The sequence below is a fragment of the Streptomyces sp. SudanB182_2057 genome (genome assembly GCF_964272715.1).
GTDB classification, from domain to species: Bacteria; Actinomycetota; Actinomycetes; order Streptomycetales; family Streptomycetaceae; genus Streptomyces; species Streptomyces rubradiris.
Genome location: NZ_OZ186798.1, coordinates 6188948 through 6206443, shown reverse-complemented (window position 1 = coordinate 6206443; position 17496 = coordinate 6188948). Strand labels below are relative to the sequence as shown.

At 74.1% G+C, this 17496-nt stretch carries 17 protein-coding genes; 8 read left to right on the top strand and 9 right to left on the bottom strand.

Translation table 11 applies throughout. The features are described 5' to 3' along the window. The first annotated feature begins 20 nt into the window (after window positions 1-20). Window positions 21-575 carry a methylated-DNA--[protein]-cysteine S-methyltransferase gene (locus tag ACSURM_RS27515; protein ID WP_436958471.1) on the top strand — a complete coding sequence of 185 codons (555 nt, stop codon included), beginning with the start codon at window positions 21-23 and terminating at the stop codon, window positions 573-575. Between the two features lie 58 nt (window positions 576-633). Here the strand turns inward: ACSURM_RS27515 and ACSURM_RS27510 are convergent, their stop codons facing one another. Continuing rightward, entirely contained in the window at window positions 634-1062 is a 429-nt protein-coding gene (locus ACSURM_RS27510; protein WP_436958469.1) for a VOC family protein, read from the bottom strand. Between the two features lie 98 nt (window positions 1063-1160). On the opposite strand from ACSURM_RS27510, the gene ACSURM_RS27505 reads away from it, so the two are divergent. From ACSURM_RS27505 to ACSURM_RS27495, 3 genes are all read left to right on the top strand, one after another. Continuing rightward, window positions 1161-2066, top strand: a complete 906-nt coding sequence (locus ACSURM_RS27505) for a pseudouridine-5'-phosphate glycosidase (protein ID WP_436958468.1) — start codon at window positions 1161-1163, stop codon at window positions 2064-2066. Continuing rightward, window positions 2051-2986 (top strand): carbohydrate kinase family protein, encoded by a 936-nt coding sequence (locus ACSURM_RS27500; protein ID WP_436958466.1) that lies wholly within the window; start codon window positions 2051-2053, stop codon window positions 2984-2986. Before ACSURM_RS27505 ends, ACSURM_RS27500 begins: the two co-directional genes overlap by 16 nt. A 268-nt stretch (window positions 2987-3254) precedes the next feature. Next, window positions 3255-4382, top strand: coding sequence for a magnesium and cobalt transport protein CorA (locus tag ACSURM_RS27495; protein WP_436958464.1), 1128 nt, complete (start codon window positions 3255-3257; stop codon window positions 4380-4382). A 160-nt stretch (window positions 4383-4542) separates the two neighbouring features. Here ACSURM_RS27495 and ACSURM_RS27490 read toward each other — a convergent pair whose 3' ends face one another. Continuing rightward, a complete protein-coding gene (locus tag ACSURM_RS27490) occupies window positions 4543-5175 on the bottom strand; it encodes a uridine kinase (RefSeq protein ID WP_436958462.1) in 633 nt (210 codons plus the stop codon). A gap of 446 nt (window positions 5176-5621) precedes the next feature. Between ACSURM_RS27490 and ACSURM_RS27485 the strand changes: the two genes are divergently transcribed. After that, on the top strand, window positions 5622-7109 hold the full coding sequence (locus tag ACSURM_RS27485; RefSeq protein ID WP_436958460.1) for a glutamate synthase subunit beta: 1488 nt from the start codon (window positions 5622-5624) through the stop codon (window positions 7107-7109). A 253-nt stretch (window positions 7110-7362) separates the two neighbouring features. Here the strand turns inward: ACSURM_RS27485 and ACSURM_RS27480 are convergent, their stop codons facing one another. Next, entirely contained in the window at window positions 7363-7932 is a 570-nt protein-coding gene (locus ACSURM_RS27480) for a carboxymuconolactone decarboxylase family protein (protein WP_436958458.1), read from the bottom strand. Window positions 7933-7979: 47 nt separating this feature from the next. On the opposite strand from ACSURM_RS27480, the gene ACSURM_RS27475 reads away from it, so the two are divergent. Then, a complete protein-coding gene (locus ACSURM_RS27475; protein ID WP_436958456.1) occupies window positions 7980-9491 on the top strand; it encodes a PLP-dependent aminotransferase family protein in 1512 nt (503 codons plus the stop codon). Between the two features lie 251 nt (window positions 9492-9742). On the opposite strand, the gene ACSURM_RS27470 is transcribed toward ACSURM_RS27475, so the two are convergent. Together ACSURM_RS27470 and ACSURM_RS27465 are read right to left on the bottom strand one after the other, a co-directional pair. After that, window positions 9743-9997 (bottom strand): DUF397 domain-containing protein, encoded by a 255-nt coding sequence (locus tag ACSURM_RS27470; protein WP_030605199.1) that lies wholly within the window; start codon window positions 9995-9997, stop codon window positions 9743-9745. Then, entirely contained in the window at window positions 9998-10858 is an 861-nt protein-coding gene (locus ACSURM_RS27465; protein ID WP_436958453.1) for a helix-turn-helix domain-containing protein, read from the bottom strand. A gap of 215 nt (window positions 10859-11073) precedes the next feature. Between ACSURM_RS27465 and ACSURM_RS27460 the strand changes: the two genes are divergently transcribed. Next, window positions 11074-11829 carry an ATP-binding protein gene (locus tag ACSURM_RS27460; protein ID WP_436958451.1) on the top strand — a complete coding sequence of 252 codons (756 nt, stop codon included), beginning with the start codon at window positions 11074-11076 and terminating at the stop codon, window positions 11827-11829. A gap of 275 nt (window positions 11830-12104) precedes the next feature. Further along, window positions 12105-12485, top strand: a complete 381-nt coding sequence (locus ACSURM_RS27455; RefSeq protein WP_436958450.1) for a hypothetical protein — start codon at window positions 12105-12107, stop codon at window positions 12483-12485. A 161-nt stretch (window positions 12486-12646) separates the two neighbouring features. Here the strand turns inward: ACSURM_RS27455 and ACSURM_RS27450 are convergent, their stop codons facing one another. From ACSURM_RS27450 to ACSURM_RS27435, 4 genes are all read right to left on the bottom strand, one after another. Then, window positions 12647-12823 (bottom strand): hypothetical protein, encoded by a 177-nt coding sequence (locus ACSURM_RS27450; RefSeq protein ID WP_436961277.1) that lies wholly within the window; start codon window positions 12821-12823, stop codon window positions 12647-12649. A 172-nt stretch (window positions 12824-12995) separates the two neighbouring features. After that, on the bottom strand, window positions 12996-13640 hold the full coding sequence (locus ACSURM_RS27445; RefSeq protein ID WP_359042435.1) for a DUF899 domain-containing protein: 645 nt from the start codon (window positions 13638-13640) through the stop codon (window positions 12996-12998). A 132-nt stretch (window positions 13641-13772) separates the two neighbouring features. Beyond that, window positions 13773-15143, bottom strand: coding sequence for an amidohydrolase (locus ACSURM_RS27440; RefSeq protein ID WP_436958448.1), 1371 nt, complete (start codon window positions 15141-15143; stop codon window positions 13773-13775). 189 nt (window positions 15144-15332) lie between these two features. Next, window positions 15333-17351, bottom strand: coding sequence for an FUSC family protein (locus ACSURM_RS27435; RefSeq protein ID WP_436958446.1), 2019 nt, complete (start codon window positions 17349-17351; stop codon window positions 15333-15335). Between the last annotated feature and the right edge of the window lie 145 nt (window positions 17352-17496).

The following is a 17496-nucleotide window of genomic DNA, read 5'->3' as shown; positions in this document are numbered from 1 at the left end:
CCGGGTCGTACCGTGGGCGCATGGACAGCCTTGGGCAGGACGAGCAGCGGGTCGTATGGGCCGTGGTCGGCACGGACATCGGCCCGCTGATGCTGGCGGCGACACGGAACGGCCTGGTCAACGTGGTTTTCCACGCTTCGGACGCGGTGCGCGACCGGGCGCTTCAGCGGCTGGCCGCCCGGCTGGGCGGCCGGCTCGTGGAGGATGCGGGCTCCCCGTTGCTGGCGGAGGCGATACGCCAGCTGCGGGCGTACTTCGCGGGCGAGCGGCACGGCTTCGACCTGCCGCTGGACTGGTCGCTGAGCTCCGGGTTCAACCGGCAGGTGCTCCGCGAGCTGGCGACCGGTGTGCCGTACGGAAGCGTGGTCGGGTACGGCGATCTGGCGGGGCGGGTCGGGCAGCCCGGCGGGGCGCAGGCGGTGGGGACGGCGATGGGCTCCAATCCGCTGCCGGTCGTGGTGCCGTGCCACCGGGTGGTGGAGAGCGACGGCGGCATCGGCGGTTTCGGAGGCGGGGTGGAGACCAAGCGGAAGCTGCTCGCCCTGGAGGGCGTGCTGCCGGCGCCCCTGTTCTGACCGGCTCCGGGCGCGGCTGGACGTCGTACCGGCCGCGAAGACGTTGCCGGGGACGCGGTCAGTCGTAGTGCCGGGCCTCGAAGACGTTGCCGTCGGGGTCGCGGAAGTAGAAGCTGCGCGTGGCCTCGCCACGGGCGCCCGACAGGCCGGGGTCGATTCCGGACACCGGGACGCCGTACCCCTCCAGGCGGGTGCGGAGGGCGTCGAAGGCGTCGGCCGGCAGGGCCAGGCAGACGTGGTTGACCGGGTGGCCCGCGCTGTCGGCCGAGCCGGGCAGCATCCTCATCCGGGCGGCCAAGCCGTGCGGGGCGAGATCGAGGATGGTCTCCTCGTTGACACGTACGGACGGGAAGGACACCTTCCCCTCCGCGTACTCGGCGACGCCGATCGGTTCCAGGCCCACAGCCGTCTCGTAGAAGGCGGCCGCGGCGACCGGGTCGGCCACCCACAGGACGACGTGGTCGAGACGCGTGCTGTTCTTCGTCATACGCACCAGGCTGGTGGCCTCTCGGGCGGCCCACAAGCGTTTAGCCGGGGCCGGGGCCCGCCAGAGATGAGGGAGGACCGACGACAGGAGGCGAGCACATGGCGCTGGTGGTGTCGGAAGAAGTCCGGCAGGCGATCGGCGCGCGGCGGCCGGTGGTGGCCCTGGAGTCCACGATCATCGCGCACGGCCTGCCCCGCCCGCGCAACCTGGAGGTGGCGCTCGAACTGGAGGAAGCGGTACGGCGGGAGGGTGCCGTGCCCGCGACCGTCGCCGTGCTCGACGGGCGGCCCCGGGTCGGCCTGGGCAAGGAAGAGCTGGAACGGGTCGCGAACGAGGACATACGCAAGCTGGGCCACCGTGATCTGCCGCTCGCCGTGGCGGCGGGGGCGAGCGGGGCGACCACCGTCTCGGCGACGGCGCGGCTGGCCGCGCTGGCGGGCATCCGGGTGTTCGCCACCGGCGGGCTGGGCGGCGTGCACCGGGAGTGGACGGTCACCCAGGACGAGTCGGCGGATCTCGGACTGCTGGCGCGGACCCGGATCACGGTGGTGTGCGCGGGCGTGAAATCGATCCTGGACGTCCCGGCGACGCTGCAACGCCTGGAGACGCTGGGCGTGGCCGTCGCCGGATACGGCACGGACCGGTTCCCGGGCTTCTATCTGGCGGACTCGGGGCATCCGGTCGACTGGACGCTGGACACGCCGGAGCAGGTGGCCGCCGTCATGCGCGCGCAGGACGCCCTGGACGCCCCGGAGTCGGCGCTGATCGTCGCCAACCCGGTCCCGGAGGCGGAGCAGCTCGATCCCGCTCTGCACGCGCGCGTGCTCGCCGACGCGCTGCGCGCCTGCGCGGAGCAGGGCGTCACCGGGCAGGCGGTGACACCGTTCCTGCTGGACCACCTGGTACGGCACACCGATGGTGCCTCGCTGCGCGCCAACCTGGCCGCGGTGCGCGGCAACGTACGGCTGGCGGCGCGGATCGCCACGCGATGGGTCAGGGGGTGAGCGCGGACCGGAACGGAAGCCTGCTGGTCGTCGGGGACGTGGTCACCGACGTGGTCGCCCGGCACCGGGGGCCGCTCGCGGCCGGCACCGACACGGCCGCCGCGATCCGGACGCTGCCGGGCGGCGCGGGCGCCAACGTGGCCTGCTGGGCGGCGTACGCGGGCGTGGCGGAGGTGCGGCTGCTGGGGCGGGTCGGCGCGGACGCGGCGGCCTGGCACGAACGGGAGCTGGCCGCGGCCGGGGTGCGGCCCCGGCTGGTGGTGGATCCGCAGGCGGCGACCGGGACGGTGATCTGCCTCGTCGACACGGGTGCGGCGGCCGAGCGGACGTTCCTGACGGACAGCGGGGCGTCCCTGCGGCTGGGTCCCGCCGACTGGTCGGACGCGCTGCTCGACGGGGTGGACCGGCTGCATCTGTCGGGCTATCTGCTGTTCACGGAGTCGAGCCGGGCGCTCGCCGGGACGGCGCTCGCGGCGGCACGGGCGCGAGGGGTGCCGGTCAGTCTGGATCCGGCGTCGGTCGGCTTCCTGGCGGAGCTGGGGGTGGACCGTTTCCTGGCGTTCGCGCGGACACTGGACGTGCTGCTGCCCAGCCGGGACGAGGCGTGCCTGCTGACCGGCCTGCCGGATCCGGCGGACGCGGCGGCCGAGCTGAGCCGTCTGGTGCCGTTGGTGGTGGTCAAGTCGGGGGCGGACGGGGCATTGGTGGCCCGGCGCGGTGCCCTGCCCGCCCGGGTTCCGGCCCTGTCTGTGGCGTCCCGCGACACCACGGGTGCGGGTGACGCTTTCACCGGCGCGTTCCTCGCCGCCCTGCTGGCGGGCGCGGGCCCGCAGGAGGCGGCGGCGCGGGGCTGCCGGGCGGGTGCGGAGGCGGTCCGCCGGGTGGGCGGCAGACCGCCGCACCGGGACGGCGGGAGCTGAGCCCCGTCGCGGGCCGGGCTCGTCGCCCCGAGCGGGCCGGGAGCACGGCGGCCTGCGGGATGTCCGAAGGGCTGGAGGGCCGGGCCGGAAGCGGGTTCGGTCATCCCGATCGCCCGGGATTCCCGGTTCGGCCGTCGGTTGTCCACAGGCGGGAACCAAGCGGAACTCCCTGTTCCCACAGGCTTCCACGCACTTTTCCCAGGACTGGCAGACTTGCGGGGCGAGGCGCGGAAGCGTCGCGGTCGGAGATCCACACGAGGAGATCCAGATGTCCATGGCAGGGAATCTGCGGAAGGTCACGGCGCTGGGCAGCGTCGGCGGCTTGCGCAAGGTGGCACGGCTGGCCCGGCGTCGGCCGCGCGTGGACCTGAGCCATCCCGCCAGATCACCCCTGGGCTCCTCGGTGGTCAACTGCGTGACGTACCAGGACGGCGTGCGCGTCCCGGGGGGCGCCGATCTGGTGGATGCCGTGCGGCTGGTGCGCAAGAGCGGCGAGGGTTTTGTCTGGCTCGGGCTGCACGAGCCGACGGAGCGTGAGTTCGCCGGGGTCGCCGAGCTGTTCGACCTGCACCCGCTGGCGGTGGAGGACGCGGTCGAGGCCCATCAGCGGCCGAAACTGGAGCACTACGGGGACACGCTGTTCGCGGTGTTCAAGACCGTCTGCTACGTGGAGCACGAACGGCTGACGGCGACCAGCGAAGTGGTGGACACCGGCGAGATCATGGTGTTCGTCGGCGAGGACTTCGTGATCACGGTGCGGCACGGACGCCATGGCTCGCTCGGCCCGCTGCGCGAGGAGTTGGAGACGGACCCGCGGCAGCTCGCCAAGGGGCCGGCGGCGGTGCTGCACGCGATCGCCGACCATGTGGTCGACGACTATCTGAACGTCACGGACGCGGTGCAGGGCGACATCGACCAGGTCGAGACGGAGGTGTTCTCGGAGAACGGCGCGCGGCTCGACCCCGGCCGTATCTACCAGATGAAGCGTGAACTGCTGGAGCTGAAACGGGCGGTGGTGCCACTGGGCCGTCCGGTGGAGGATCTGGCGACCCGGCCCATCCGGGTCGTCGACCCGGAAATACAGGCGTACTTCCGGGATGTGCTCGACCATCTGATCCGGGCCAAGGAGCAGATCGCCGCCTTCGACGAACTGCTCAACTCCATTCTGCAGGCGCATCTGGCGCAGGTGACCGTCGCGCAGAACGAGGACATGCGGCGGATCACGGCGTGGGCCGCGGTCATCGCCGTGCCGACGATGGTGTGCGGGGTGTACGGCATGAACTTCGACCATATGCCGGAGTTGCACTGGAGGTTCGGGTATCCGCTGGTCATAGCCGTGACGGCGGCGGCGTGTCTTGCGGTGTACCGGGGCTTCCGGCGCAACGGCTGGCTCTGAGCGCGGGGCACGGCTGGCTCCGAGCGCGGGGCACGCCGGGGTCACGCGGCAGCGGTACGGCCGCGGGTGCGGATCCAGTGCGCGCCGGCTTCCACGGCCGCCCGGCCGACCCGGCGGCCGGACCGACCCGGCGGCCCGGCCGACCCGCCCGCCCACCGGGTCAACCGCTCCAGGCGGGGTGGCGCGGGTCGTCGGCGCGGACCAGCACGTCCGCCGTGCCGGCCGGGTCGGCTTCGGCCTCGTAGCGCTCGAAGGCGGGGAGGGTCCAGTGCTCGGCCTCGGGGGTGCGGCGGCGCAGGGCGCCCGGGGAGAGGAGGAGATGCACGGTCAGATCGAAGGGGAACCAGTGACGCAGCAGGAGAGGACCGTGGAGCAGGAGGATCCCGCCGGGCGGGAGCCGGACATAGGGGCTGCGGGTGGCCCGGTCCGTGACCGGGTCCCATAGGTCGGGCAGGATCCGCCCACTGCCTCCGGGATCGAGCGGGCCGAACACCTCCCGCCACAGGGCGCCCGTGTCGACCCACCCGGTGTAGTACGACTCCGCGTCGCGCCGCCCGTGCTCCAGGCGCAGCGAGGCCGGGCGCAGGAAACCCTCCGTGCCGACGACGAGGGAGGGACGACCACGGACACGCAGTTCCTCGCCGACCCGCCTGGCCAGGTCTCCCGGCTCGGCGGCCGGGGCACCGTCGAAGCCGACGCGCGGCCAGGCCCCTCCGTCGGCCGGGTCGGCGTCGGCCAGCCGGTCGGCGAGCCGCTCGGCCAACCGGTCCCAGGTGATCGCTTCGAGTCGCACGAAGCCCATGATGCCGGGCGGCCCGGTGGAGCGAGGAGGACGGTTCGGGCACCGGCGCCGACGCCGACCATGCCATGGGCCGTAGGCCGTGGGCCGTGGGCCAGCCGACCATGCCGTGGCCCGTGGGCAAGGCGGGCGGGGCGCGGGGCAGCTGGGTGTTCCTGGTGACGCGGGGTTCGCGGTGCGGATACGGGGTGCGATCCGCCGGCGCGAGCGGGCCTGCCGGGGTGGTGCTCGCGGGCCGTCGTTCCGCCGTCGGTGTCCCTTGGCCACGCATGGGGCGTCAACTGATCCCAAGGTCCCGCGTGGATCCCGGCAGAAAGCGCTGTCCGCCACTCTGCGCGGGGGCCAGTGGAGACGTATCGTGGCCGGAGGAGTGCTGCCCGATGCCGGACGGGCCTTCGTACACCCGGCGCCTGTGGTGCCCCGTATGCGAGGAAGACGCCATGGCCGATCCCAAGGGGTTCATGACCACGCCGCGCCAGGAGTGGCCGCGGCGGCCCGTCGAGGAGCGGGTGCGGGACTGGGACGAGGTGTACGTCCCGGGAGCGCTGCTGCCCATCATCAGCGAGCAGGCCGACCGCTGTATGGACTGCGGGGTCCCGTTCTGCCACCAGGCCTGTCCGCTGGGCAATCTCATCCCCGAGTGGAACGACTTGGTCTCGCGGGAGGACTGGCGGGCTGCCTCCGACCGGCTGCACGCCACCAACAACTTCCCGGAGTTCACCGGCCGGTTGTGTCCGGCGCCGTGCGAGGCGGGGTGTGTGCTGGCGATCAACCAGCCGGCCGTCACCATCAAGAACGTCGAGTGCGCGATCGCCGACCGCGCGTGGGAGGAGGGCTTCACGCCGGCCCGGCCGCCCGAGCGGCTGTCCGGGAAGACGGTCGCCGTCATCGGCTCCGGACCCACCGGGCTGGCCGCGGCGCAGCAGCTGACCCGGGCCGGGCACACGGTCGCGGTGTACGAGAGGGACGACCGGATCGGCGGGCTGATGCGGTACGGCATCCCCGAGTTCAAGATGGAGAAGCGGCATCTGGAGCGGCGGATCGGACAGATGCTGGCCGAGGGGACGAAGTTCCGCACCTCGACGACGGTCGGCCGGGATGTCCCGGCGGCCGAGCTGCGGGGCCGGTACGACGCCGTGGTGATCGCCACCGGCGCCACGGCGTGGCGGGAACTTCCGGTGCCGGGCCGGGAGTTGAACGGGATACACCAGGCGATGGAGTATCTGCCGCTGGCGAACCGGGTGCGCGAAGGGGATCTGGAGGTCTCGCCGCTGTCGGCCGCCGGGAAGCACGTGGTGATCATCGGCGGCGGGGACACCGGGGCGGACTGTCTGGGCACGGCGGTGCGCGAAGGGGCGGCGTCCGTCACCCAGCTGGACATCTACGCGCAGCCGGGTGCGGAGCGCGACGAGGACAGCGAACCGTGGCCGACGTACCCGAAGGTCTACCGGCTGTCGGCCGCGCACGAGGAGGCACGGGAGCTGCGGACGGCACCGGCGGCGGACGCGGACGCCCGGCTGTTCGCGGCGTCCACGCTCCGCTTCACGGGAGACGGGAGGGGGAATGTGCGGTCACTGCATCTGGTGGGGGTCGACGAGCGGCGGCTTCCGCTGCCGGGCACCGGGCGGGCGCTCCCGGCCGACCTGGTGCTGCTCGCCCTGGGGTTCTCCGGGCCGGACCAAAAAGACGGTCTGATCGAGCAGTTGGGGCTGGCGCTGGGGCCGCGCGGCACGATAGCCCGGGACGACGGGTTCGCGACCAACGTCCCCGGGGTGTTCGCCGCGGGCGACGCGGCGCGCGGGCAGTCGCTCATAGTCTGGGCGATAGCGGAGGGCCGGGCGGTCGCGGCGGCCGTCGACCGCTATCTGACGGGGAGTTCCCGGCTCCCGGCCCCGATCACCCCCGCGGACCGGCCGATGACCGTCTGAGCGACGGCGACGGCGACGGCGACGGCGACGGCGACGGCGACGGCGGACCGTCTCCCCTGCGCCGCCCGGGCAACGCGTACCACCGACCGCCCCTTCCCCTCACCGCCTGGGCAGCCCTCAACCGCATGGGCAACCCGCACCAACCGGCTCCCTCCACGGTCGGCCGGACGACCGGGCGCCACCGGCTTCACCGTTCCACGGGCCGTACCGGCTTCACCGCCTCACGGGCCGGCATGCCGCCGTCGGTTCGTCCTCAGCCGGTGCGTTCGTCCGTGCCCGCGACCTTTCCCGTGGCCAGGGCCACCCGGTTCCAGGTGTTGATGGTGAGGATCAGGGACAGGACCTGGGCCAGTTCCCGTTCCTCGAAGTGGGCGGCGGCCTCGGCGTAGACGGGGTCGGGGACGCCGCCGTCGGCGATCAGGGTGACCGCCTCGGTCAGGGCCAGCGCGGCCTGTTCCTTGGGGGTGAAGAAGTGCCGGGCCTCCCGCCAGACGGCGACCAGGTGGAGCCGGTCCTCGCTCTCCCCGGCCTTGCGGGCGTCGTTGGTGTGCATGTGCAGGCAGTAGGCGCAGTGGTTGAGGTGGGAGGCGCGGATCTGGATCAGTTCGACCAGGGCCGGGTCCAGGCCCGCGCGGGCGGCGGCGTCGAAGCGGATGATCGCGCGGTAGACCTCCGGCGCGGCCTTCGCGAAGTCCAGGCGGGTGCGGGCGGCCTCGGCGGCGGCGATCCCGGCGGTGGGCTCGAAGGCGCTGTCAGAGGCGCTGTGAGAGGCGCTGTCGGAAGTGCGGCCGGAGGTGGTGACGGTGTGCGTGTCCGTGGTCATGTGCTCCACCGTAGGAGCCGGAAAGACCGATAGTAGGGTGCATTTCCATGACGGAATCGTGGGTCAATTACGCGGAGCGGATCGGCGTCGACCTGCATCTGGAGCTGTCCGGACCGGGTGGCCGGCGGGCCGCCCTGACCCGGGCGCTGCGCGAGGCCGTGCGCGGTGGCCGGCTGGCTCCGGGCACCCGGCTGCCGCCGTACCGGTCACTCGCGGCGGACCTGGGCGTGGCCCGCAACACGGTGGCCGACGCCTACGCGGAACTGGTCGCGGAGGGCTGGCTGACCGCCCGGCAGGGTTCGGGGACCCGGGTCGCCGAGCGGGCGCGCCCGTCGCGCCGGGCCGTGGGCGTGCCGGCCCGGGCGTCGGCACGCGCGCGTGGCCCGCGGCACGATCTGCGGCAGGGCAGGCCGGACGCCTCGGCCTTTCCGCGCGCGGCGTGGGCGGCCTCGTACCGCCGGGCGCTCCAGGCGGCGCCCAGCGAGGCGTTCGGGCCGGGCGATCCGGCCGGGCGCCGGGAGCTGCGGGAGACGCTGGCGGAGTATCTGGCACGCGCGCGTGGGGTGCGTACCGAGCCGGACCGGATCGTGATCTGCTCGGGCTTCGCCCACGCGCTGCGGCTGCTCTTCGGCCGGGACACACCGGGCGTTCCGGGCGGCACAGGCAGGCCGGGCGGCACAGGCAGGTCGGGCGGCACAGGCGGGCCGGGCGCAGGGGGCGGGGCGGCCGGTGGCGGGGTGCTGCGCGGTCCGCTGGGTGTGGAGGGGTACGGTCTCGGTTTCCACCGGGAGCTGCTCGCGGCGGCCGGCGTGCGCACGGTGCCGCTGCCGCTGGACGAGCACGGCGCGCGGGTGGCGGCGCTCGGGCGTGAGCGGGCCGTGCTGCTGACGCCCGCGCATCAGTTCCCGACCGGCGGACCGCTGCGTCCGGAGCGGCGGGCGGCGGTGATCGACTGGGCACGCGCGCGGGGGTCGGTGGTGCTGGAGGACGACTACGACGGCGAGTTCCGCTACGACCGGCGGCCCGTCGGCGCGCTCCAGGGGCTCGACCCGGAGCGGGTGATCCACATCGGGTCGGTCAGCAAGAGTCTGTCACCGGCGTTGCGGCTGGGCTGGATGGTCCTGCCGGAGCGGTATGTGGAGCCGGTGCTGGCGGCCAAGGGCGAGCGGGAGGGGTGGGCGAGCGTGCCGGACCAGTTGGCGCTCGCGGACTTCGTGGCCCAGGGATCGTACGACCGGCATGTGCGGCGGATGCGGCAGCGGTACCGGGGCCGGCGTGACCGGCTGGTCGCCGCGCTGGCCGAGCGGGCGCCGCACATCGAGGTGACGGGCGTCGCGGCGGGGCTGCACGCGGTGCTGCGACTGCCGCCCGGCACGGAACAGTCGGTGGTGGAGGCCGCCGCGCGGCGGGGCGTCGCCCTCGACGGTCTCGCCGCGTTCCGGCACCCGGACGGCCCGGCGTCGGCCGGTGACGGCTTGGTGGTGGGGTACGCGGCCCCGGCCGACCACGCCTACGGGGTGGCGCTGGAGGCGCTGTGCGAGGTGCTGGCGGCGGCGTGATTCCCGTACCCCCGCGCGGCACGCCCGCGGCCGAGAAGGCCCGACAGTTCGGGTGACTCCCTTTCGGCTCGCGGGCCAGGGCGATCGGGGCCGCCGTACGCCCTGCCCGGCCGATCGGCGTCGGACCCGGCCCTGTCATGCGGCGCTCCGTGAGCGCCGGACGCGGGAGCGGCCAACGCGGTGTCACGACAGGGAGGTTGAACCAAGAATCAAAAGCCTCGACGGGGCGCCGGGCCGGGCCGCCGGCGGGTTCAGGACAGCAGGAAGTCGGCCACCCCCGCCTTGGCGCCCTCTATGAACGCGGTCATCTCGTCCATGGTGTAGATCAGCGCCGGGCCGTCAGGGTCGGTCGACTGGCGCACGGCGATCCGGCCGTCGGCGAGCTTCATCGCCTCCAGGCAGTTACCGCCGTTGCCGCCGCTCCAGGGCTTGTGCCACCCCTCGCTGCCCAGCTCCCGCGCGGGCATGCCGTTGTAGACGCGTCCGCGCGGCGTGATGCGATCCATTCACAGCTCCTTGCGGAGATCCCGGAGGATCTCCTTCGTGCGTTGTGCCGTAGCGGCCTGCGCCGCCATGCGGTCCATGACCTCGAGGTGGGTCGCCACCTCGGCGCGCGCGTCCAGATAGACGGCGCCGGTCAGGTACTCGCTGTAGACCATGTCCGGCAGTTCGGACACGGCGAATCGGAACAGCACGAAGGGCCCGTACGTCCCCGGGTGCGGCCCGTTGGCGAACGGGGCGACCTGGAGCGTCACATGGGCCAACTCCGTGGCCTCAAGCAACTTGTCGATCTGTGCGCGCATGACCTCGGGGCCGCCGACCTGACGGCGCAGCGCGGTCTCGTCCATCACCGCCCAGAAGCGGGGCGCGTCGGGACGGGTGAGCAGGGCCTGGCGCCGCATGCGCAGGTCGACATGGCGCTCGATGTCGTCCGGGCTGGTCTGGCCGATGGCGCCGGACTTCAGCACGCCGCGCGCGTAGTCCTCGGTCTGGAGCAGGCCGGGGACGAAGTGCGGCTCGTAGGAGCGGATGAGGCTGGCCGCGCCCTCCAGGCTGACGTACATCGAGAACCAGCCCGGCAGGATGTCATGGAACCGCTGCCACCAGCCGGGGCGGTTCGCCTCCTCGGCCAGCTGGACGAAGACCTCGGACTCGTCGTCGGGGACGCCGTAGGCCTTCAGCAGCAGTTGCAGGTACGGGATTTTGAGGGCGACTTCCGCCGTCTCCATGCGGCGGACGGTGGCGGGCGCGACATGGAGGACGCGGGCGGCCTCCTCGCGCTTCAGCCCGGCGCGTTCCCGCAGGTCCTGCAGGCGCCGGCCGAGGACCACCTGGCCCACCGTCGGCGCGGACCGCGGCTCGCTCACGCTCCCACCTCCACCGAAAGCCTCCACCGAAAGTTTCCCGACAGCCCTGCGGCGCCATTCGAAGATTCATTCGAAGACCGGGCCCGATCTCCGACGACTCCAATTGGCGCCGCGCGAGGTGCTGTTGCGAGCAGTGTGCCACGCTCCCTGACAGAGTCCCTAACACTCTGCATTTTTCAGAGTGACTCTTGCCAAGTGTCTCCGACGGGGCGATAGTGGCAGGCGTGATTCCGTCCGCGCCTTTAGGAACAGACGCCGCCGCCGGCCGTACCGGCCTCGGTGCCGAGGGGGGCACCCCCGCGCGAGCCGGTTCGGGCCTGGTGGAGGGGGCAGCCCTCCAGGGAGGCGCCGCCGAACGCAGGTTCCGCTTCGAGCTGGCCGCACATCCGGGTTCCGTCGCCCAGGCAAGACGTCTGACCCAGACCCGGCTGTCCGGCTGGGCGGTCTGCGCGGACACCTGTGACAGCGCTGCCCTGGTCATATCCGAGCTGGTCACCAACGCCATCGTGCACACCGCGAGCAGCCGGGTCGTGTGCGAGCTGCACGACCACGACGACATGCTGCGCATAGCCGTCCGAGACGAGGGCTGTGCTCCTGGCGAGCCCCACCCGTCCCCGCAGCGACCCGACGAGGAGCACGGGAGGGGGTTGCTTCTCGTCGACGCGCTGTGCCGGGCCTGGGGCGCCCAGGAGCACGGCCCCGGCCTGCTGGTCTGGGCCGAACTGCCGCACGCCACCAGCACCGCCCAAAGCACGTCCGAGCCGCGCGCCGACCTCGGCTGGGGCGCCCGTCCCAAGCCGGGCCGCCCGGAGGACTCCGAGGAGGACCAGCAGGCCGCGGTGGAGCGTCGGCTGCGGGAGCCGGGGCGGTACGACGGCGGTGCCCTCAACGCCGAGCGGGACCGGCACACGGTATCGATGGAACACCCGTGCCGCGCGCCCGAGCGGCGTCATCACCGGGAGCGGCCGTGACGGGCGCCGCATCCGGCGCCGGGCGGACCGGGGACGCCGGAACCGGCGCCGGAACAGAGGCAGGTGCCGATTCCCCCGCCTGTACCGGGTCCCGTACCGGTGCCGACCCCAATGCCGGTGCCAGTTCCCGTGCCGGTGCCGACCCCCACGCCGGTGCCGGTTCCCGTGTCGACGCCGGATCCCGTGCCCGTACCGCCGCCGGTACCAGTGCCGCAGCCGGCGTCGGTGCCGCTGCCGGTCCGGAGGGCGCCTTCGGCCTGGACACGCTCGTCCGGATGCAACGCCGGCGGTCGGCCCCGGACCAGGACGCGAGTCAGCCGCTGTCGCTGCCGGACGGCATGACCGCGCCGCTCGGCTGGGACGCCGTGGCCGTGCCCGACCGTCTGGGCCCGCTCGTCGTACCCCGGCTGCCGAGGGTGGGCTGCGTGTACACCGACGGCTCCCGGTGGTGGTGGATCGTGCCGTCGGACTCCGACTACGCCCTGCCCTGGCCGGTACCGGCCCGCTATGCCAGGGGCGCCCTGGTCACCGGCGCCGCCCGGCTGATCCACCGCCCGGCGGGCACGGTCCCGTACACCCCGCCGATCCCGCTCTACCTGGCCCTGTGCCGGGTGACGGGTACGACCCCGGACTGGTCGCGGGCCGCGTCGGCGTAACCTCCGCCCACCCCCTCGTAACCTCCGCCCAGCCCCTCGTACGCCCCGCGCGCCCCCGCGCCCGCGTGCGCCTCACCGGCCCGCCCCCACCCCCGTGCTCCCCCACCACCCGCCCGTCTCCTCACACCCCCGTGTGCCTCGTCACGCCCTGCCCGGCCGGCTCACTCGGACGGCTCGGCGCCGCGGACGATCACCAGGAACGCGTCCGTCGCGAGGTCCATGACGACCTCGGCGGGCAGGCCCTCCAGCCGTCGCGCGTGCGCGAACTGCTCCGCAGGCCAGGAGCCGCGCGGGCCACCGGCGGGAAAGCGTTCGAGCACCCTTCGCCCGTTCATCATCTCGACCTCCAGAAGCGTCGTACGTGTAAGGAGTCAACGCCCTGGAGAGGAAAACGGGTCGCCCGGTGACGGTACTGAGACCTAGCCGACATCGGCTCGGCGCGGACCGTGAGGATCCGTTCACCTGGTGACACGAACCGCACGCTCCGTATCGCCGGCCGTACCTCACGTGTCAGTAGTCGTACTCGTCGTGTAGGCGCAGCCGGTCGCTGCCGGCGGGGTTGCGGCCGAGCGCGGTCAGGTCGAGCAGGGCCGCGGTGGTGCCCAGCACGTCCAGCCCGTCGTCGTACAGCGAGTAGGTGTGGAAGACCCGGTCGTGGTCGCGCAGGAAGCAACTGACGCCCGCGCGTTCGACCGGTTCGCCGTCCGCCTCGACGGTGGCCTCGAAGTCGCGGTTGAAGTCGCTGTGCGCCGAGGAGTACCAGGGCACCGCCCAGCCCATCCGCGCCTTGAACGGCAGGATCCGGGTGAACGGCGCCCGGGAGACGGCCGCGAAGGAGGTGTTGCGGGCGCGCAGGTGGGCGAGGTGGCCGACCTGGTCCAGGAAGGCCGCGCAGCACGGGCAGCCGGTCTCCCACTCCGGCGCGAACATGAAGTGGTGCACGACGAGCTGCGCCCGGCCCTCGAAGAGGTCCAGGAGGGTGGCCTTGCCGTCGCCGCCCTCGAAGACGTACTCCGGGTCGACCTCGACCATGGGCAGCCTCCGGCGCTCGGCGTCCAGGGCCTCGCGCGCTCGCCTGACCGCCTCCTCCTTGCGCCGCAACTCCTCGCGCGCCGCGCGCCACCGCTCACGCGAGACGATCTCCGGAAACGACATGAGCCCTCCTGTCCGACGGTCCGTCCGGGGTGGTGACCGTCGGCGCGCGCGGAACTCATCGCCGCGAAGGGGGAGTTTTTCGGCCAGTCTCAGCGGGCTCCGATGCCACCCGCGTTCCACCGGGCCGCGGGCTCAGGTGTCGTACTCCTGAACGCGCCGTCCGTGGCCGCGCGCGGTCAGCCCGGGCAGCCGCCGCGTCAACTCCCGTACGACGTCTTCCACGTCGAGGGTGAGCAGTACGCGGTCGCGCATCAGGACGCGGCCGTCGACGATCGTCGTACGGACGTCGGCCGCGCGGGCGCTGTGCACCAGGGTGGCGGCGAGGTCGTGGACCGGCTGGGTGTGCGGGCCGGTGAGGTCGACGAGGACGATGTCGGCGCGCCGGCCGGGCGCGAGGGAACCGATCCGGTCCCCGAGGCCGACCGCGCGGGCGCTCTGCGAGGTGGCGTGGTGCAGGGCCTGGCGGGCGGTCAGCCAGCGCGGGTCGCCCTCGGCGGACTTCTGGATCAGGGACGTCAGCGCCATCGCCTCCCACACGTCGAGGGAGTTGTTGGAGGCGGCGCCGTCCGTGGCGAGGCCGACGGGGACACCGGCCGCGCGCAGGGCCCGCACCGGAGTGGTCGTCGGCCAGGCGAACTTCAGGTAGCCGCGGGGCGCGGTGGCCACCGCCGTACGGCCGCCGGTGCGTTCCAGCAGCTGCAGGTCCCGCTCCAGGATGCCGGTGCCGTGGGCGATGAGCAGGTCGGTGTCCAGCAGGCCGGTGCGGTCCAGGACCTCGATGGGGGTGCGGCCGCGCCGGGCCAGGCTGGTCTCGGTCTGGTCGCGGTTCTCGGCGGCGTGGATGTGGACGGGCAGGCCGTGCGCGCGGGCGAGTCCGGCGGTGGCGGTGAGGTCGGCGTCGGTGACGGTGTAGAGGGCGTGCGGGGCGAGGGCGGTGGTGACGCGGCCGTCGGCGGTGCCGCGCCGGCGGAGCGCGAACTCGAGCGACGCCTCCCGGCCCCCGGGCCCCTGGCCGGAGAAGTAGACCTGCCCGAGGTGGGCGCGCAGCCCGCACTCGGCGACGACGTCGGCGACCGCGTCCATGTGGAAGTAGTGGTCGGCGAAGCAGGTCACCCCGCCCCGGATCATCTCGGCGCAGGCGAGCCGCGCTCCCAGTGCCACGTCCCGCTCGGTGAGGTTGGTCTCGACGGGCCAGACGACGTCGTTGAACCACTCCTCCGTCGGCAGGTCCTCGGCCAGCCCCCGCAGGGCCACCATCGGGGCGTGCGTATGGCAGTTGATCAGACCGGGCAGCGCGATCTGCCCGTGCGCCTCGATCCGCGTCTCCGTCGGTACGTCCCGGGCGGCGGCGGCCGTGGTGACCGCGTCGATCGCCCCGTCACGGACGACGATCGCGGCGTCCTCGCGGAATCCGATCCGTTCCGCGTCGTCGTGCACCAGGACGGCACACCCGGTGACGACGAGGTCGGCGGGAGGGCCACCCGCCATCCCAACGGCACTCATACGACCAACGTACGGGCTTTCGCCGGGCGGTGGGGGATTCTCCGGTACGACTGGGAGCACGACTACGACGGCCGACGGTACGGCTGTGAGTACGACTACGACGGCCGACGGTACCGCTGAGACCGTGGGGCTACGGCGGCTCGTACGGGTACGGAGACTCGTACGCCCTCGGCGGCTCGGTACGTACGGCTACGCGGCGACGGGCAGCGGTATCCGTACGCCCCGTCGCTCCAGCCGCTCCAGCTCCCCCAGCGCCTCGCGCAGCCGCCGGAGGTGCCGGGGGGTGAGCCGGCCGGTGTCGTCGAGGTGCACGGCGCAGGCCGTGGTGGTGTCCACGAGCCGTTCCAGCGCCTCGGCGACGGCGTCGGTGCCCTCCGTGTGCCGGGCCAGGGAGGGCAGTTCGGCGGCGGCGTGCGAGATGGCGGTGCGGGCCTCGGCGAGGGTCCGGTAGGCCTCCCGGCGCAACGCCCACCGCTCGGCACGGTCACCGGACCCCACGCCGGCCCGTGCCCGCCGCTCGGACAGGACCCGCCCCTCGGCGAGGTCCCCGGACCCGGCGAGGTCCCCGGACCCGGCGGTGTGCCCGTGGCCGGTGGCGTGCCCGTGGCCGGGCGGGCCGAGGACGTGCAGCAGGTAGGCATGGGCCGCGCCCCCGGCCGCCGCGAGCCGGTCGCGTACCCCGCCGCCCCGTTCCCCCGGCATCGGCAGGTGCCCCACCACCAGCACCAGCACCAGCACGCAGGCCAGCAGGGTCTCGCCGATCCGGCCGACCGAGGCCTGGGGTTCGCCCCCGGCCATGATCAAAGCGAGCACAAGGACGGTCACGACGGCGGTGAGCGCCGCGAAGTGCCGGGTGGCGACCGGTATGAGCGCGCCGCACACCGCCACCAGCGCGATCAGTCCGGCCGGGCGGGGCAGCAGCGCGGCGAGCCCGGCGAAGACCAGGGCGCCGAGGACGGTACCGGCGGCCCGGCACAGCACCCGGGAGGCGAGCGGACCGAGGTCGGGCTTGACGAGGAAGACGGCGGTGGCGGGCAGCCAGTACCAGTGCGTGTGCGACCCGTACCAGCGGGCGTGGTGCAGGGCCTGGGCGATGGCGGCGCCGGCGCCGAAGCAGAGGGCGACGCGCAGACCGTACTCGCGCCCGCCGGCACCGAACGCGGCCCGCAGCGCCCGGCGCGGGCTCCGGCGCCGCCCGAGCAGCCTGCGGTGGGCGCCCTCGCCCCGGTCGAACGCCTCGGCGGCGCCCAGCAGAGCGTCGTCCAGGGCGCGCAGGGCGGGAAGCACGGGGGCTGCCTCGCGGGCGCGGAGCCCGGTGCGCGGCAGGTGCGGGGCGGGCAGCGGACCGGGGCCGGTGTCGGCGCGGACGGCCGCGGCCAGCCGCCGGGGTCCCCGCGCCGCCCGCGCCGGCACCGGCTCCCCGGCCCAGCACAGGGCGGTGGCGGCCTCGGCAAGGGGCAGGGCCGCGGCGAACCGCGCGTGCAGCCGGCGCTCGGCGGCGGACGCGGCGTATCCGCGCAGCCGGGGTCCGGAGAGGGCGTCCTGGGCGTGGTCGAGCGCGGCGGTCAGCGCGGCCCGCCGGGCGGTGGCGTGCGCGCCGCCCGCGGCTTCGACGAGCGCGGCGATCGCGTCGTACACGCCGGCGACCGCGGCCCGCTCCCCGTCGAACCGGAAGTCCCCGGCGAGCGAGCCGGGGGTGGGCAGGGCGAGCCGCAGTACGAGCAGCCAGCCGGCCCCGGCGAGGAAGGCGAGGGCGCGCTGCCAGCCGGGGTCGGCCGCGGGCATCCCGGCGCCGACCGCCGCGGCGACGAGCAGCTGGGTGCCGGCGGCGGAGGCGACGGGCCCGACGGCGCTGATGCCTCCGGCGACCAGGCCCAGCGCGGTGAGCACCAGGGTCAGCGGTACGGCGGTCAGCCCCTGCCCGGCGTACGTCCCCACGAGCAGCCCGGCCGCTCCGGCCGACGCGGGGACGCCGAGCCGGCGCACGGAGGCCCGTCGGCCGCCGGGCCGGTCGTTGATGCCGGCGAGCATGGCGCCGATGGCGGCGAGCACCCCGAGGGCCGTCCGGCCGAGGAGCATCCCGGCGAGCAGCGCCGGCCCGGCGGCGAGGGCGCCCCGGCACACCGCGTTCCACGGGACGGGTTCGCGCTGGGCGCGGAAGGCGTGGGCGAGCCAGGGGGGTACGGCGGGCAGGGGGGGCCGGGTCACGGGGCTCCTGTTCATTCGAGGGCGGGGGTGGGCCTTCGGACGACGGTGGCCGGTGGAGGTGGCACCACGGTAGTTCGCGTTCCCCGCATGAAGGGAACGCTCACGTTTCGCCCGTGTGAAACCTGCCGGGACGACCGTTTTCTTT

Excerpts from the sequence above, each read along its gene's own strand:
- ACSURM_RS27470 (WP_030605199.1), bottom strand. The coding sequence starts at position 9,997 with ATGGATCGCATCACGCCGCGCGGACGCGTCTACAACGGCATGCCCGCG.
- ACSURM_RS27455 (WP_436958450.1), top strand. The coding sequence starts at position 12,105 with ATGCAACGCCGGCGGTCGGCCCCGGACCAGGACGCGAGTCAGCCGCTG.
- ACSURM_RS27510 (WP_436958469.1), bottom strand. The coding sequence starts at position 1,062 with ATGACGAAGAACAGCACGCGTCTCGACCACGTCGTCCTGTGGGTGGCC.
- ACSURM_RS27445 (WP_359042435.1), bottom strand. The coding sequence starts at position 13,640 with ATGTCGTTTCCGGAGATCGTCTCGCGTGAGCGGTGGCGCGCGGCGCGC.
- ACSURM_RS27475 (WP_436958456.1), top strand. The coding sequence starts at position 7,980 with ATGACGGAATCGTGGGTCAATTACGCGGAGCGGATCGGCGTCGACCTG.
- ACSURM_RS27505 (WP_436958468.1), top strand. The coding sequence starts at position 1,161 with ATGGCGCTGGTGGTGTCGGAAGAAGTCCGGCAGGCGATCGGCGCGCGG.
- ACSURM_RS27515 (WP_436958471.1), top strand. The coding sequence starts at position 21 with ATGGACAGCCTTGGGCAGGACGAGCAGCGGGTCGTATGGGCCGTGGTC.
- ACSURM_RS27500 (WP_436958466.1), top strand. The coding sequence starts at position 2,051 with ATGGGTCAGGGGGTGAGCGCGGACCGGAACGGAAGCCTGCTGGTCGTC.
- ACSURM_RS27485 (WP_436958460.1), top strand. The coding sequence starts at position 5,622 with ATGGCCGATCCCAAGGGGTTCATGACCACGCCGCGCCAGGAGTGGCCG.
- ACSURM_RS27480 (WP_436958458.1), bottom strand. The coding sequence starts at position 7,932 with ATGACCACGGACACGCACACCGTCACCACCTCCGGCCGCACTTCCGAC.
- ACSURM_RS27450 (WP_436961277.1), bottom strand. The coding sequence starts at position 12,823 with ATGATGAACGGGCGAAGGGTGCTCGAACGCTTTCCCGCCGGTGGCCCG.
- ACSURM_RS27440 (WP_436958448.1), bottom strand. The coding sequence starts at position 15,143 with ATGAGTGCCGTTGGGATGGCGGGTGGCCCTCCCGCCGACCTCGTCGTC.
- ACSURM_RS27495 (WP_436958464.1), top strand. The coding sequence starts at position 3,255 with ATGTCCATGGCAGGGAATCTGCGGAAGGTCACGGCGCTGGGCAGCGTC.